19 protein-coding genes are annotated in these 14715 nt (G+C 72.1%); 12 read left to right on the top strand and 7 right to left on the bottom strand.

Going from position 1 to position 14715, the window contains the following annotated elements; translation table 11 throughout:
* Positions 1–32: 32 nt before the first annotated feature.
* Positions 33–677, top strand: coding sequence for a hypothetical protein (locus HCN51_RS14200; protein ID WP_168010108.1), 645 nt, complete (start codon positions 33–35; stop codon positions 675–677).
* Positions 678–828: 151 nt separating this feature from the next.
* Complete coding sequence (locus HCN51_RS14195; protein ID WP_168010107.1) at positions 829–1671, top strand: SDR family oxidoreductase; 843 nt, start codon at positions 829–831, stop codon at positions 1669–1671.
* 91 nt (positions 1672–1762) lie between these two features.
* On the opposite strand, the gene HCN51_RS14190 is transcribed toward HCN51_RS14195, so the two are convergent.
* Positions 1763–2179, bottom strand: coding sequence for a VOC family protein (locus HCN51_RS14190; protein ID WP_240972798.1), 417 nt, complete (start codon positions 2177–2179; stop codon positions 1763–1765).
* 394 nt (positions 2180–2573) lie between these two features.
* On the opposite strand from HCN51_RS14190, the gene HCN51_RS62950 reads away from it, so the two are divergent.
* The 3 genes from HCN51_RS62950 (at position 2574) to HCN51_RS61330 (ending at position 4766) form a co-directional block, all read left to right on the top strand.
* Positions 2574–2744: an SEC-C metal-binding domain-containing protein gene (locus tag HCN51_RS62950; RefSeq protein ID WP_206067024.1), complete on the top strand. Its 171-nt coding sequence runs from the start codon at positions 2574–2576 to the stop codon at positions 2742–2744.
* Between the two features lie 263 nt (positions 2745–3007).
* On the top strand, positions 3008–4459 hold the full coding sequence (locus tag HCN51_RS14180) for an MFS transporter (RefSeq protein ID WP_168010105.1): 1452 nt from the start codon (positions 3008–3010) through the stop codon (positions 4457–4459).
* A gap of 4 nt (positions 4460–4463) precedes the next feature.
* Positions 4464–4766, top strand: a complete 303-nt coding sequence (locus HCN51_RS61330) for a YciI family protein (RefSeq protein ID WP_168010104.1) — start codon at positions 4464–4466, stop codon at positions 4764–4766.
* Here HCN51_RS61330 and HCN51_RS14170 read toward each other — a convergent pair.
* On the bottom strand, positions 4747–5979 hold the full coding sequence (locus HCN51_RS14170) for an ATP-binding protein (RefSeq protein WP_168010103.1): 1233 nt from the start codon (positions 5977–5979) through the stop codon (positions 4747–4749). The two genes, HCN51_RS61330 and HCN51_RS14170, sit on opposite strands and share 20 nt — an antisense overlap.
* The gene (locus tag HCN51_RS14165; RefSeq protein WP_080045685.1) at positions 5976–6632 is read right to left on the bottom strand and encodes a response regulator transcription factor; all 657 of its coding nucleotides are present in this window, start codon (positions 6630–6632) and stop codon (positions 5976–5978) included. The genes HCN51_RS14170 and HCN51_RS14165 overlap by 4 nt, the downstream gene beginning before the upstream one ends.
* A 267-nt stretch (positions 6633–6899) precedes the next feature.
* On the opposite strand from HCN51_RS14165, the gene HCN51_RS14160 reads away from it, so the two are divergent.
* From HCN51_RS14160 to HCN51_RS14145, 4 genes are read left to right on the top strand one after another with little or no spacing between them, the layout of a single operon-like run.
* Complete coding sequence (locus tag HCN51_RS14160) at positions 6900–7427, top strand: hypothetical protein (protein ID WP_168010102.1); 528 nt, start codon at positions 6900–6902, stop codon at positions 7425–7427.
* A gap of 5 nt (positions 7428–7432) precedes the next feature.
* A complete protein-coding gene (locus HCN51_RS14155) occupies positions 7433–8557 on the top strand; it encodes an efflux RND transporter periplasmic adaptor subunit (protein ID WP_240972797.1) in 1125 nt (374 codons plus the stop codon).
* Positions 8554–9264 carry an ABC transporter ATP-binding protein gene (locus tag HCN51_RS14150; protein ID WP_168010100.1) on the top strand — a complete coding sequence of 237 codons (711 nt, stop codon included), beginning with the start codon at positions 8554–8556 and terminating at the stop codon, positions 9262–9264. The genes HCN51_RS14155 and HCN51_RS14150 overlap by 4 nt, the downstream gene beginning before the upstream one ends.
* Positions 9264–10478, top strand: a complete 1215-nt coding sequence (locus HCN51_RS14145) for an ABC transporter permease (protein ID WP_240972796.1) — start codon at positions 9264–9266, stop codon at positions 10476–10478. The genes HCN51_RS14150 and HCN51_RS14145 overlap by 1 nt, the downstream gene beginning before the upstream one ends.
* Positions 10479–10761: 283 nt before the next feature.
* Here HCN51_RS14145 and HCN51_RS14140 read toward each other — a convergent pair whose 3' ends face one another.
* On the bottom strand, positions 10762–11220 hold the full coding sequence (locus tag HCN51_RS14140; protein WP_168010099.1) for a hypothetical protein: 459 nt from the start codon (positions 11218–11220) through the stop codon (positions 10762–10764).
* Between the two features lie 141 nt (positions 11221–11361).
* Between HCN51_RS14140 and HCN51_RS14135 the strand changes: the two genes are divergently transcribed.
* Positions 11362–11688, top strand: a complete 327-nt coding sequence (locus HCN51_RS14135) for an STAS domain-containing protein (RefSeq protein ID WP_168010098.1) — start codon at positions 11362–11364, stop codon at positions 11686–11688.
* Positions 11689–11734: 46 nt separating this feature from the next.
* On the opposite strand, the gene HCN51_RS14130 is transcribed toward HCN51_RS14135, so the two are convergent.
* The 3 genes from HCN51_RS14130 to HCN51_RS14120 are packed head-to-tail and all read right to left on the bottom strand — an operon-like array spanning position 11735 to position 13793.
* Positions 11735–12247 carry a VOC family protein gene (locus HCN51_RS14130; protein WP_080045691.1) on the bottom strand — a complete coding sequence of 171 codons (513 nt, stop codon included), beginning with the start codon at positions 12245–12247 and terminating at the stop codon, positions 11735–11737.
* A complete protein-coding gene (locus tag HCN51_RS14125; protein WP_080045692.1) occupies positions 12244–12822 on the bottom strand; it encodes a DUF421 domain-containing protein in 579 nt (192 codons plus the stop codon). Before HCN51_RS14125 ends, HCN51_RS14130 begins: the two co-directional genes overlap by 4 nt.
* Positions 12819–13793: a rod shape-determining protein gene (locus HCN51_RS14120; RefSeq protein ID WP_168010097.1), complete on the bottom strand. Its 975-nt coding sequence runs from the start codon at positions 13791–13793 to the stop codon at positions 12819–12821. Before HCN51_RS14120 ends, HCN51_RS14125 begins: the two co-directional genes overlap by 4 nt.
* A gap of 78 nt (positions 13794–13871) precedes the next feature.
* On the opposite strand from HCN51_RS14120, the gene HCN51_RS14115 reads away from it, so the two are divergent.
* Positions 13872–14453: a methyltransferase domain-containing protein gene (locus tag HCN51_RS14115; RefSeq protein WP_168010096.1), complete on the top strand. Its 582-nt coding sequence runs from the start codon at positions 13872–13874 to the stop codon at positions 14451–14453.
* Positions 14454–14501: 48 nt separating this feature from the next.
* On the top strand, positions 14502–14702 hold the full coding sequence (locus HCN51_RS14110) for a DUF5302 domain-containing protein (protein WP_080047561.1): 201 nt from the start codon (positions 14502–14504) through the stop codon (positions 14700–14702).
* Positions 14703–14715 lie beyond the last annotated feature (13 nt).

Raw genomic sequence — 14715 nt, 5'->3', positions numbered from 1 at the left:
ACGAAGAGTAATCCGACTGACACAATTTGCTCATGAGTATGTTTCGGTCGGCTGAAGGTCTGCCCGATCACGGGTGCGGCGCGCTGGGCCGGGTGGCGCACGGAGCGCTGACGGCGCCGATCGGCCCCCGCGGGGCGCCGCCCGGCGGGCCGAGACTCTTCCTCGGCTACAACACGCTGCCCGACCCGCCGTTCCCCCTGGCCGGGTTCATCGAGTACGAGATGGACCCCAGGGTGGCCGAATGCGAGCTCGGCTCCGTGCTCCGTACGCTCGTCGAGTCGTTCAGAACACAACCGGTGCCGCCGGAGGGAACGTTCGACGACACCCACCGGCGCAGCGCCGCCGCGATGCGGGTCGACGCCATGGTGGTCGTCTTCTCGGGGCGGGCCTTCAGCCCCGACCAGAGCCCGCCCGCCCGCGCCCTGTGGGACAACCTCGTGGAGGGCTACTACCACGAGGGCGACGCGGAGGCGTGCGCGGGCGCCCGGGCCGCGCTGGTGGGGCTCGGCGTGGACCGCGCCGACGGCCGCGTGATCCTCCTGGCCGAACGGGACTCCGAGGGCGAGCACGGGCAACCGGAGCGGGTCGGGGTGTACCCGGAGGGAACGTTGTACGACCTGCTGGGCGACCTGCTGGACGCCCAGTACCGGTGGACCCGCGCCGCCTTCGGCCTCTGAGCACCGCCACCACTTGTGAGCGGCGTTCGGGTTGGCTATGGGATGGCGGCAGGCGCGTTGACTGGGTCCCCGCCAGGGCGGGCGCGGCGGTTCCGGTCGGTTGCGGGACGGCGGGCGGGGGCACGGATGGTGTCCCGGTTAGGGTGCCGGTATGTCGTTCATCGTCACGACCGGAGCCACCGGGCGTCTGGGTGGGCGGGTCGCCGTGCGGCTCGCCGCCGCCGGCGTCGAGCAGCGGCTCGTCTCCCGGCACGCCACCGCCCGCGCCCCGCGCCTCGACCGCGCCACGGCCGTCGACGCCGCGTACGGTGATCGGGCGGCGCTGCGGCAGGCGCTCGACGGGGCCTCGACCGTGCTGTTCGTGTCGGCGTCCGAGAGCGCTGACCGCCTCGACCAGCACCGCGCGTTCGTGGACGCCGCCCGCGACGCCCGCGTCTCCCACCTCGTGTACATCTCGTTCTACGGCGCCGCCCCCGAGGCGACGTTCACGCTGGCCCGCGACCACTGGGCGACCGAGCAGCACATCCGCGACAGCGGCCTGACCTTCACCTTCCTGCGCGACAACCTGTACGCCGACTTCCTGCCGGGCATGGCGGGGGACGACGGCGTGATCAGGGGCCCGGCCGGGCAGGGGCGGGTGGCCGCCGTGGCGCAGGACGACATCGCGGAGGCGGCGGCGAACGTCCTGCTGGCGCCGAAGGAGCACGAGGGCGCCACGTACGACCTGACCGGCCCGCAGGCCCTCACTCTGGACGAGGTCGCCGCCACGATCGGCGCGGCGACGGGACGCACCATCACCTACCATGCCGAAACGGTCCCGGAGGCGTACGCGTCACGCGAGAGCTACGGCGCGCCCGCGTGGCAGGTGGAGGCGTGGGTGTCGACGTACCTGGCGATCGCGGCGGGGGAGCTCGAAGCGGTCACCGACGACATCCCGACCCTCACCGGCCACCCGGCCACCAGCCTGGCGGAACTACTCGGCCGCTCCAATTGAGGCACGAGCTCCTGATGAGACGGCGACTTCCTGATCGGACGGCGACCTTCTGATCTGACAGCGACCTTCTGATCGGACGGCGACCTTCTGATCAGACGGCGAACACCTGCGAGTCGTCGGCGAACGCCTTGAACTCCAGGGCGTTCCCCGCCGGATCCAGCAGGAACATCGTCCACTGCTCGCCCGGCTGCCCCTCGAAGCGCAGGTACGGCTCGATGACGAACGCGGTGCCCGCCTCGCGGAACCGGCCGGCCAGCTCATGAAATTCCGGAATCGCCAGGATCAGGCCGAAGTGCGGGACCGGCACATCATGGCCGTCGACCGGATTGTGCACCCGCTCGGCGCGGGCCGGGGCCAGGTGGGTGACGAACTGGTGGCCGTGCAGGTTCCAGTCGATCCAACGGTCGGAGCTGCGGCCCTGGGCACAGCCGATGAGGTCGCCGTAGAAGTGGCGGGCCGCGTCCAGGTCGTCCACGGGGACGGCGAGGTGGAAACGGGGGAGTTCCATGAGCATCCTTCCGGTTTCGGGCGTCGGGATGATCACATAGGTACCCGAGACTCCGCCCCTGTACGCGATCACCAGCCGCAACCCCGCACCGTGCTGCTCGCGCAGGTGCTCGCCGACGAGGGTGGCGTGCGTGCCAGGAACGCGTTCGTGCCGGCCGACCGGTCGCTCACCGAGGAAGGCGGCGTGCGGGGCGGGAACGCGTTCGTGCCGAAAATCGGTCGCTCGCCCGCGCGCCGACCGTCTATCGTGACGCCCGTTCATCACCGGACCGAGGAGGCCCGCCATGTACCGCGACGAGATGTCCTTTTGAGCCGACCAGCAAGCGCCGCCGGGGGTTCCCCTTAGCGAGACGCACGTCAAGCGCGGCGACCGGCGCGCCGGCCGCGACAAGGAGCTGATCGAGAAGCTCGGCGGCAACGACCCGTGCCCCTGCGGCTCCGGCCGCCGCTTTCCGCCGCTGCTGCCGCCCCACCGGCCGGTACGACGACACTCTCGGCGACTACTACGTCCGCGACCGGCGGTGAGCCGATTCTGTCGGTGGCGCCTGGCAAGGTGGCCATCCTGAGCTCGTCGGCCCGCGTCCCGCCACACCGGCAGGGCGAGGGCCGAAGAGCCGGCCCAGCCCGTGCCCAGCCATGTGGGAGGCAAGAGCTGGCCAGCCGCCGGTCGGCGTCCTGCCACCTGGGGGCGGAGCCGGAAGGCCGCCGGTCAGCGCCTCGGAACATCGGGGCGAAGGGCCGGCCAGCCGCTGGTCCGCGTTCCCGGACATCCGGGTGAGGGCCGGGCGGCCGCTGGTCAGCGTCCTCGAACGTCGGGGGTGAGGGCCGGGTGACGATCAGTCTGTGCCGGCTCGGCTGCGGTTGCCTGCACGGGCTTGATGAGCCGTACGAGGACCTGCGCAGGAAAGGGGCACGCGCCATCTTCACGCCACTGGCGATCCGCGACTTCCGCCGCTACTTCGTGGGCCAGACGGCCTCGACGTTCGGCGACTCGCTGACGCCGCTCGCGCTCGCGTTCGCCGTCCTGCACCTGACCGGGTCCCCGGCGGACCTCGGCATCGTCGTGCTCAGCACCCGGCTGCCCGTCATCGTGCTGACCCTGGTCGGCGGGGCGGCAGGTGACCGGTACTCGCGGCGCACGATCATGCTCCTCGCCGACCTGGTCCGTTTCGCCGCGCACGGCGTCACGGCGGTGCTGCTGATCACGGGCACCGCGCAGATCTGGATGCTCGTGATCCTGCAGCTCGCCGCCGGTGCGGGGTCGGCGTTCTTCAACCCGGCGGCCGTGGGGCTGATCGGCTCGCTCGCGAAGGGTGAGCACCTCCAGGCGGCCAACTCGCTGGTCTCGATCTCCCGCAGCGGCACCTCCATCGTGGCGCTCGGCGTGGCGGGAGCGCTGGTGGCGCTGGTTGGGCCAGGGTGGGCGGTGCTGATCGACGCGCTGACGTTCCTGGTGAGCGCGGGCTTCCTGGCCTTACTGCCCCGCGCGATCACGGACGGCCGGCCGCCGCCGAGCCGGGGCCTGCTGGCGAGCATCGGCGGCGGCCTCGCCGAGGTGCGCAGGCACACCTGGCTGTGGGTGTGGATCGCGCACATCGCCCTCGGCAACGCGGTCGTGGTCTCGCCGATCCTCGTGCTCGGCCCTTATGTCGCGGATCGGCAGCTCGGCGGCGCTCCGGCCTGGTCGGCGATCGGCATCGCGTACGCGGTGGGCGGGCTGGCCGGGGGCCTGCTCGGCACCCGGTGGCGCCCCGGACGGCCCATGGTCGCGGCGCTGCTGGCCTTCCTGCTCATGGCGCCGCTCCCCGCGCTGCTCGCCGTGCCCGCCGGCCTGTGGCTGCTGGTGGCGGCGGGCGCGGCCGCCGGTCTGCAGCTCGTCGTCTACAACGTGCTGCAGACCACCGTCGTGCAGCAGCACGTGCCGGAGGAGTTCGTGGCGCGGGCCACGTCGGTGACGATGCTGGGGTCGCTGGTGGCCGCGCCGCTCGGCATGGGCCTGGCCGGCCCGGCGGCGTCCGCGTTCGGCAGCGGGCCGGTGCTGGTGGTCTGCGCCGCGTTCACCGTGCTGCTGACGCTGGCCACGCTGTCGGTGCCGGCGGTGTGGCGCGTCCGTACGACTCTTCGTGCGGGACGGCAGGAGAACGGCCGGTCGAACCGGCGCACTCTTCCCGGCCCGTCTGTGCGCGAAGATTTCCGCACGGCCACGCGGCAAGATCCGCGGTTGGGCGGGCAGGAGGTGCCGGCCTCGGAAGCGGCCTCCCCCTTGTACAAGGAAGAATGACGTCGTGCTCCACGTACTACTCGTCCGCTACACCGCCCCTCCCGACGAAGTGACCCCGCACGTGCCGGGCCACGTGGCCTACCTGGAGCGGCACCATGCCGACGGTACGTTCCTGCTGTCGGGTCAGACCGTCCCGGACGATCTCGGCGGGGTCATCCTGGCCATCGGGCCGAGGGAGCGGGTGGAGCGGGTGGCGGCTGAGGATCCGTTCGCGGTGGCGGGCGTGGCGGCGTACGAGATCGTAAGTGTGGATCCCGGGCGGCTGCACGAGGAGTTGCGCGGGCTGCTCACCAGGAGCGGTCGGTAGCGCGGGGCAGCGACACCGCCACGATGAGGCCGCCGCCGTCGCGGGGGCGGGCTCGGACGTCGCCGCCGTGGGCGATCGCCACCGATCGTACGATCGACAGGCCCAGCCCGGCGCTGGTGCCGGTGACGGCGCGTTCGCCCGCCTGCCGGTGGAACGGCTTGAACAGCAGCGGCACGTCGTACGGCGGTATGGCGGGGCCGGTGTTGCTGACCTCGACCTCGACCTTGTCGCCCGACACGGTGCGGCTGACGATCCGCACCCAGCCGGTGCCGTCGTCGAGGTTGTAGCGGATGCCGTTCTCCACGAGGTTGTGGACGAGGCGTTCGAGCAGGAGCGCGTCGCCGGTGGTCGGGGCGGGGGCGACGACCTCGTACACGGTGATCTTGGCGTCGGCGGCCTGGCCGGCGGTCTGGGCGGTGACGTGGGTGACGATGTCGGCCAGGTCGACGGGCGAGCGGTCGGCGACCTCCTGCTCGGACCTGGCGAGCAGGAGCAGCCCGCTGATCAGGCGTTCGTGGCGGGCGTTGATCTCCAGCAGGCTCTCGCCCAGCTCCTTGACGTCGGAGGAGGCGGTACGCCGGTGCATGGCCAGCTCGACCAGCGCCCGGTTGAGCGTCAGGGGTGTGCGCAGCTCGTGGGAGGCGTTGGCGACGAACCGGCGCTGCCCGTCGAAGGAGTGGTCGAGCCGCTCCACCATGGTGTCGAAGGTGTCGGCGAGGTCCTTGACCTCGTCGGCGGGCCCGCGCAGGGCGATGCGTTCGTGCAGGCCGCGCTCGGCCATGGGAGCGGCGGCGATCTTGCGGGCGGTGGCGGTGACCAGGTGCAGCGGGGCCAGCACGCGGCCGGCCACCCACCAGCCGAGCCCGACGGCCGCGCCGCCGACCACGACGAGCGCGATCGCTCCCTGGGTGAGCAGCGAGGTGACGGCGGCGTCGCGCAGCTCCTGCTGCTGCCGCCACAGCCATTCCATGGCGGCGTCGCCGTAGAGGGTGACGCCGTCCTGCTTGATGAACAGCTGCTTGAACCGGCCGGGTTCGGCGGGGGAGGCGTACCGGTCGTCGAAGGTCTGCACGAGCTGCTGCTGGAACAGCAGGTACGTGACGCCGAGCAGGACCAGCCCGGCCAGGAGGAACACGGCGCCGTACACGAGCGTGAGCCGCAGCCGCAGCGTGGGCCGGACCCGGCTGCGCAGTGAGGACGGCAGGAGGTTCACGCGATCCGGTACCCCACTCCCGCCACGGTCTCCACGACAGGCGGGTCGGCGAGCTTGCGGCGCAGCTTGAGTATGGTGAGCCGGACCGCCCCGGTGAACGGGTCGGCGTTCTCGTCCCACGCCTTCTCCAGGAGCTGCTCGGCGGAGACGACGTTCCCGTCGGCGCGCAGCAGCTCGGCCAGGACGGCGAACTCCTTCTTCGACAGCGGGACGAACCGCCCGTTCCTGAACACCTCCCGCCGCGCGGGGTCGAGCGTGATCCCGGCGCGGCGCAGCACGGGCGGCGCGGCGGGCCGCGAGCGCCGCCCCAGCGCCAGCACCCGGGCGGCCAGCTCGGGGAACGCGAACGGCTTGGTCAGGTAGTCGTCGGCGCCCATGGACAGGCCCGTCACCCGGTCGTCGAGCTGGGCGGCGGCGGTGAGCATCAGCACCCGCGCGTCGCACTCCGAGGCCACCATCTCCCGGCACACCTCGTCGCCGTGCACGCGCGGCAGGTCCCGGTCCAGCACGACCACGTCGTAGTCGTTGACGGCGATCCGCTCCAGCGCGGCCTCGCCGTCGTGGGCCAGATCGACCGCGTGCGTCTCCTCGCGCAGCCACTCGGCAATCGCGTCGGCGAGCATGGGCTCGTCCTCAACCACCAGCACCCGCATGGCGTATCTCAGGCCCTTCCATCCGCTTACAAGGCCGAGTGTGACGGACGGGGCATTTGCTCCGGATAAGCCGCGGATGGCGGCCGGGGAGCGTGCCGTTCAACGGAACGAGGCCGCCCGGTGCCGCCTGCCCGGTGCCGCCCGGTGCCGCCCGCCCGGCGATGCCCCGCCGACGCGGAGGTGCCGTCGAGACGGAAACGCTGAGGAAACACCGCCCCCTATTGCATCTCCCCTCGAACGACGTTCACCCCGACGAGGAGAGCTTCCATGCGACGACACGTCCTCAGCGCGCTGGTCACGGCACCGTTCGCGCTCACCCTGCTCCTGACCGGCTGCGGCTCGGGCGACACCGGCGGGTCTGACGTGGCCTCGGTGAGCGGCACCGGCAACCAGGCCGCCACCAGCGCCAAACCGTCCGAGGACCCGCAGGCGAAGGGCCTGAAGTTCGCCCAGTGCATGCGCGAGAACGGCATCGACATGCCCGACCCCGAGCCTGACGGCCGGGTGATGATGAAGTTCGACAAGAACACCCCGCAGGAGAAGGTCCAGGCGGCGCAGGAGGCGTGCAAGCAGTACGCCCCGAGCGGCACCCGGCAGGGCGGCGGCGACCCCAAGCAGGCCGAGAACATGCGCAAGCTCGCCCAGTGCATGCGCGACAACGGCGTCGAGGCCTACCCCGACCCCGAGGGCGGCATGATGCGCATCACGCCCGAGGTCGGCGAGGACCCCGACTTCAAGTCCGCGCAGGAGAAGTGCCAGAAGGAGTCCGCTGACGCCGGCCTGGGAGGCTCTTGATGGGTATGGCGACCATCGACGGAAAGGCGGAGCCGGAGGCCACGCCTCCCCGGCAGCGCCGCCGCCGTGGCAAGGGCCGGCTGGTGGCCGCGCTCCTGGTCGTGGCGGCGGCCGCGGGCGGCGGGTTCGTCGCGGTCAACAGCGCGGGCCTGCTGAAAGGCGGCGCCGGCCCGACCGCCTCGGCGGGCGCGCTGCCGCCGGCCACCACGACGGTGACCAGGCAGACGTTGAACGACACGCGGGACGCGGACGGCGAGCTGGGTTACGGCCCGGTGACCTCGGCCGTGGCCCGGCAGCCCGGCACGATCACGTGGCTGCCGGACAGCGGTGCCACGATCAGCCGCGGCAAGTCGCTGTACCGGCTGGACAACGACCCCGTGACGCTCATGTACGGCGGCACGCCCGCGTACCGTGACCTGAAGATCGGCGTGGAGGGCAAGGACGTCGAGAGCCTGGAACGCAACCTGAGCAAGCTCGGCTACGACGGTTTCACGGTGGATGAGGAGTTCACCTACGACACGTACGAGGCCGTGCTGGAGTGGCAGGAGGATCGCGGGCTGCCCGAGACCGGCGTGGTCAAGCTGGGCCAGGTCGTCTTCGCGCCCGGCAAGGTGCGGGTGGAGAGCCTGGAGGCGGAGAAGGGCTCGCCGGCGCAGCCCGGGCAGAAGGTGCTGACGTACACGGGCACCGACAAGGTGATCACGGTGGAGCTGGAGGCCGAGGACCAGCGGATGGCGAAGAAGGGGGCCAGGGTCGAGGTCACGCTGCCGGACGGCAAGAGCGTGAAGGGCAAGGTCACCGAGGTGGCCACGGTGATCGTCCCGGGTGAGGGGCAGGAGGATCCGGACACGCGGGTGGAGGCGCTGGTCTCGATCGGGAACGCCAAGTCGGCCCGGGGGCTGGACAAGGCGTCGGTGGACGTGACGTTCACCGCCTCGCAGCGCAAGAACGTGCTGACCGTCCCGGTGGCGGCGCTGGTGGCGCTGCAGGAGGGCGGCTTCGGGCTGGAGGTCATCGAGGGCGGCCGGTCCCGCTACATCGCGGTCGAGACGGGCCTGTTCGCCGGGGGCCGGGTCGAGGTCAAGGGGGACGGGCTGAGCGAGGGCATGACCGTGGGGATGCCGAAATGACGTATCCCATGATCTCCCTGCACGAGGTGTCCAGGACGTATCCCGGCGGGGTGGCGGCGTTGAAGGAGGTGTCGCTGCGGATCGGCCACGGCGAGCTGGTCGCGATCGTCGGCCCGTCCGGGTCCGGCAAGTCGACCATGCTGAACGTGGTCGGCACGCTCGACCGGCCGTCGTCCGGGACGATCGAGATCGACGGGTACGACGTGTCGAAGCTGTCGGACAACCAGCTGTCGGCGCTGCGGGCGACCACGATCGGGTTCGTCTTCCAGTCCTTCCACCTGGCCGCCAAGGTGCCGGCGCTGGACAACGTCGCCGACGGCCTCGTCTACACCGGCCTGAGCAGGGCCGAACGCCGCCGCCGCGCGGCGGCGGCCTTGAAACGCGTGGGGCTGGAGCACCGCATGGACCACGAGCCGCACGAGCTGTCCGGCGGTGAACGGCAGCGCGTCGCCATCGCCAGGGCGGTCGCGGGCGAGCCGCCGCTGCTGCTGGCCGACGAGCCCACCGGCGCGCTCGACTCCGTCTCCGGCACCGGCGTCATGGAACTGCTGCACGAGCTGAACGCCGGAGGAACCACCATCGTGATCATCACGCACGACCGGGAGATCGCCGCCAGCCTGCCCCGGCAGGTCCGCATGCGCGACGGCCAGATCATCTCCGACTCCGCTTTCACGCCGTCGGAACCCGTGGAATCAGGGGTGGCGTGATGGTGGCCATCCAGCGGCCCCGGCTGTCCCCCGCCAGGATGCGGGCGGCCGACGTGATGCGGGTGGGCGCCGTCGGCCTGCGCACCAGGCCGCTGCGGGCGTTCCTGTCCGCGCTGGGCATCGCCATCGGCATCGCGGCCATGGTCGGCGTCGTCGGGCTGTCGTCCTCCTCGGGCGCCGAGCTCGACCGCCAGCTCTCCGCCCTCGGCACCAACCTGCTCACCCTGTCGGCCGGATCCACGATCACCGGCGAGGCCGCCCAGCTCCCCAAGGACGCCGAAGCCATGATCGAGCGGATCGGGCCCGTCCAGGCGGTCTCGTCCATCGGCAAGGCCGCCGACGCCAAGGTCTACCGCTCCGAACAGATCCCCGAAGCGCAGACGGGCGGCATCAGCACGTACGCGGCCCGCCTCGACCTGCCCGCCACCGTCGGCGCGACCCTGCGCAGCGGCACCTGGCTGAACGCGGCCACCGAACGCTACCCCGCCGCCGTCATCGGCTCCCTCACCGCCCAACGCCTCGGCATCGGCGCCGCCGGCCCCGACACCCAGATCATCGTCGGCGGCATCCGGTTCACCGTCGTCGGCGTCCTGGAGCCCGTGGCGCTGGCCAGCGAGCTGGACAGCGGCGTCCTGGTCGGCTGGCCCGTCGCCGAGTCCCGGCTCGGCTTCGACGGCCACCCGACCACCCTCTACACCCGCTCAGAAGAAGCCAAGCTGGAGTCGGTACGCCAGGTGCTGGCCGGCACCGCCAATCCCGAGGCGCCGAACGAGGTCGACATCTCCCGCCCGTCCGACGCCCTGGCCGCCAAGCAGGCCACCAGCCAAGCCTTCGCCAACCTGCTCCTGGGCGTGGGCGCGGTGGCCCTGCTCGTGGGCGGGGTCGGCGTGGCCAACACCATGGTCATCTCCGTCCTGGAACGCCGCGCCGAAATCGGCCTGCGCCGCTCACTCGGGGCGACGCGGGGGCAGATCAGAACCCAGTTCCTGGCCGAGTCCCTCCTGCTGTCGGCACTTGGCGGCACCGGCGGGGTCCTGCTGGGGACGGGGGTGACGATGGGGTACGCCCTGTACAGCGGCTGGCCCTCGGTCGTCCCCGCCTGGGCCACGGCCGGCGGCCTCGCCGCCACCCTCCTCATCGGCGCCATCGCCGGCCTCTACCCCGCCATCCGCGCCTCCCGCCTCTCCCCGACCGAGGCCTTGTCCACCCCGTGAACGGCCCGGCAAGAAGGGACGGTGCGGCCCTGCTCGGCCGGGCCACCGGTTCTCCGGGGTGTGGTGTCGGAGCCGGTGCCGGTTCTTGAGGCTGAGTGGGCGGGCGCTGGGCGGGTGCCAGCCTCGCGCCTTGGCACCGGCTTCCGCAACTGGCGCCGGGTCGGCGAGGGGCCGTGCGGACCGGCTCGGCGCAACGTGGACGGGGCTCAGCCGGGGCGTTCGTGAGGGGAGGCTCGAACGGTACCCGGAGCCGGTACCGTTCGGTCAGGCGGGTGGCAGGTGGTTACTCGGTGGCGTAGCAGGTGGTCTTGCCTACCACCCGCACCCGCGCGTCCTCCCCGGACAACACAGTGAGCTCGAACTCCAGCCGGTTCTGCGGGTTGCGCAGCACCGCCACGTCCTGCTCCTCATCCCGCAGGTCGTGATCGTCCACGACCTTGTCGTACCCCAGGGCCCGCAGCCGCTCCAGCAGCCCGTCGGAGGCTTCGGCGAGGTCGCTCTCGGCTTGGAAGAAGTGGCGTAGCTGGCCTGGTACGCAGGTGTCGTCGTCGGTGCGGGCCACGGCGGACAGGTGGAGTTCGGTGGCCTTGAGGAGTTCGCCGGCGTCGGCGTCCAGTTGTCTGGCGGCCTCTTCGAGGGTGGGCGGCTCGGCCGTGGACATGCAGGCCGTCGTCACCGTGACACCCGTCATCGCCGCGACACTGAGGAGCACCGCGGGCAGGGCGTGACGGCGGGCGCGCACGAGGGGACCCTATCGAAGATCACCGTCGGCTAACGAGTGAATCACACAAAAAGCACGAGCCTGCGGCGGACCGTCACCGCATGATCCGGTCTTTTCAGGGCAGATGCCCCCATGTACGGCAGGCGCCCCCCACGGAGCCGGATGACCTTCGAAACCGATGACCGAGCACGCGTCACCCTCGTTTCGCACCCCTTCGGCCTGCGTATCACCGGCGAGATCGACCGCGGCAACCGTCATCTGCTCGCCGGGGCCCTCACGTGGGCCCTCCTCGCGGGCAGCCACGACATCCGGCTCGACCTGTCGGGGCTGACCTTCATCGACGTGGCGGGCATGCGCCTCATCGTCACCGCCGCCGCCCGATTATCCTCGGACCGCGAGGTGATCCTGGATCCGATCTCCCCCGCGGTCCGCCGCGTTCTGTCCCTGACCGGCTGGGAGCAGGCCCCCGGGCTGCGCGTGTGCTCCTGAGCCGACCCGCTTGAGCTCCCGAGTCGGCAAAAAGCCGAGGCCGCCGTTACGGCCGCCAGCGGCGCTGGTCCGTTTCCTTCTCGTACGGCTGCGCATCCGGATAAGTCAGCAGCTCCACCGTCCCGCCCCAAGGCGTCCGGCAGTAGGCGAACCGGTTGTGCTCGCCGGACTCGGGCCCCGGCAACGGCACCGGGTCGGACAAGCGAAGCCCACCCGCTTCGGTGAACCGCCGCAGCGCCTCGTCGAGGTCGTCCACGTACAGGGCGACGTGCTGCCACCCCAGGTCGCACGGCAGCGCCGCCCCGCCCTGCCGCGGCCCGCTGAACTCGAACAGCTCGATCCCCGGCCCGTTCGGCAGGCGGAGCATGCGGACGGCGACCTCGGCCGTCCCTTGCGGCACCCCGAGCCGCCGCTCGGTCGCCCAGCCGCCCTTGGGGCCCTGCGCGCGGGGGAGCGTGTCGTAGAGGACCTCGGCCCCGAACGCGCGGGCGAAGAACTCCGTGGCCGCGTCGAGATCGGGCACCGTCACCCCGACGTGGTCGATGCCGCGGACGGTCATGTGCTGCCTCCTGTTCCGGCCAGGGCGTCGAGCTTGCGCTCGATCCGGTCGAGCCGGGTGCGCAGCTCCGCCACGTCGCCCCGCTCGGCGTTCTCCTCGTCGGGCCGCAGCCGGACGAGGACGGCGCCCCCGGGCTCCAGCCGCACCAGGCTGGTGTCGGCGACGCTCGTACCGCCTCTGAGCTGGATGGCCACGTCGAGGTCGGCCTGGCGCACGCCCAGCCGCCGCAGCGCGGAGCGGACGTAGCCCCCGTCGCGGGCGAGCACGGTGGGGCTGCCTTCGACGAGCCGGCCGATCGCCGGCACGGTCGCGGCGAGCCGCACCACGACCGCGTTCACGGCCATGAGGATCACCAGCCCGGCCAGGCCGCCGGCCAGGGAGTTGTCCGGGCCGATGATCGCGTTCTGTACGACGTTGCTCATCAGCAGCATGACCACGAAGTCGAAGTTGTTGAGCTGGGCGATGCCGCGCTTGCCGCCGAGGCGCAGCAGGGCCGCGACGGTGACGTACACGGCGACGGTCCTGATGGCCTTGTCGGCGAGCGAGACGCCCGTGTGGAACAGGTCGTCGATCATGTCCGGCCGCCACGGAGCCTCCCGATCACGCCCAGCTCGTCCACGCACCGGCCGAGCCCGAGCGCCACGCACTCCAGCGGCCGCTCGGCCCGGCGCACGGGCATGCAGAGCGCGTCGCGCAGCCGCCGCCCGAGGCCGCGCAGCAGCGCCCCGCCGCCGACCAGTACGGCGCCGCGTTCGCCGAGGTCGGCGGCCAGCTCGGCCGGGCAGCGCTCCACGGTCTCCATGGCCGCCCGTGCGATGGTCTCGACGGGCTGCCTGGTGGCTTCGAAGATGTGCTCGACGGGCAGCGACAGCTCCCGTTCGCGGCCGGTGCCGGGGTCGCGGGCCCGCACGACCACGAGCCCGTCGTGGGCGTGCCGCTTGGCCGTCTCGGCCGCCTCGTCGTCGAGTTGCAGCCCGTGCTCGCGCTCGACGAAGCGGGCGATGGCCCGGTTCACGGCCTGCCCGCCGTACGGGACGGAGCCGGTCGCCACCACGGACTCGCCGGACAGGACGGCGATGCGCGCGGCGTCCCGGCCGATGTCGATCACCATGTGGCCGGTGCGGTCGTGGAGCGACATGCCGGCGCCGAGCGCGGCGGCCAGCGCGTGCGGGACGAGCCGCACGGTCCTGGCGTCGGCCTCGTACGCGATGTCCTGCAGCGCCTCGCGGTCGATCGGCGTGGAGTCGCCGGGCAGCGCCATGACCAGGCGCGGCCGGGCGTACGGGTGCCAGTGCACCTTGCGCAGGAAGTGCCGCACCATGCGCCGGGCGAGCTCGGCGTCGGCCGGCAGCCCGCCGCTGACCGGCCAGTGGGTGCTGCCGCCGCTGTCGGCGACGGCTTCGGCGCCGTACCGGACGATCTTGCCCGTCCGGACGTCGCACATGACGACGGAGGGCTCGTCGAGCACGATGCCCTTGCGTCTGACGTAGATCCGCGTGCTCGCCGCTCCCAGATCCATCGCCAGGTCACGACCGAGGAGTCTCATCGCGGGGACTGTTTCCTGATCCGTCCCAACACAACACCACGAACGGAACGGATCCCCTTTACCTGCTGTACTGGGACCGTGCTCGACTACAGCCTCGAAGCGGCGCGTTACGACGAGACCCGGGGCGGGCTGCCCCGCGCGCGGGCGGCGGCGGAGGCCGTCCGGGGTCTGATCCCCGAGCCCGGCACGCTGCTCGACCTGGCCTGCGGCACCGGGCTGGTCACCAGGGAGCTGGCCGCGCGCGGCCTGCGGGTGCTCGGCGTGGACGCCGCCGCCGGCATGGCCCGCCTCGCCTCGGAGCGGGTGCCGGTCGTGCTGGGTGACGGGCGCCGGCTTCCGGTACGCGACCGCTGCGTGGACGCGGTCACCACTTTCTGGCTGCTGCACCTGCTCGACGACGCCCGTCCGGTCATCGCGGAGGCGGCCCGCGTGCTGCGGCCCGGGGGAGTGTTCGTCACGACGGTGGATAAAAAGGCCGCGCACCGGCCGGGCGACCGGTCGCCCGCGACGGACGGGGCGGAGATCGTCATCGCCGAAGCGGCACGGCGCGGGTTGCGGCTCCGCGGCGAACCGGGCACGGGCAGGGGCGTTCGGGGGGTCCCGACCCGGTTTTCCGGTTGCTGGCCTTCACCTCGCAGTGAGCCCGGTTTCGCGTCATAAGCGGTGCCGTGCGAAGCTGTGACTGTCCCCAACACCATGGAGGTCCTCATGGCGGATGCACCGGAGCCGGATGTCAGCGACACTCCGGAGGACGAGATGAAGCGCAAGTTCCGCGAGGCGCTGGAGCGCAAGCGCAACCAGCACGCGGGTTCGGGCGCGGGTGGCAGGGGCGGCGACCCATCCAAGATCCACGGGGCGCACGGTCCGGCTGCGAGTAAGAGATCATTCAGGCGCAAGAGCGGCGGCTGAGGCTGGAATCTGG

The sequence above is a fragment of the Nonomuraea composti genome (genome assembly GCF_012034275.1).
In the GTDB taxonomy this organism is placed as follows: Bacteria; Actinomycetota; Actinomycetes; order Streptosporangiales; family Streptosporangiaceae; genus Nonomuraea; species Nonomuraea composti.
Note: the sequence above shows the minus strand (reverse complement) of the source record. Positions and strands in the feature narration are given on the sequence as shown.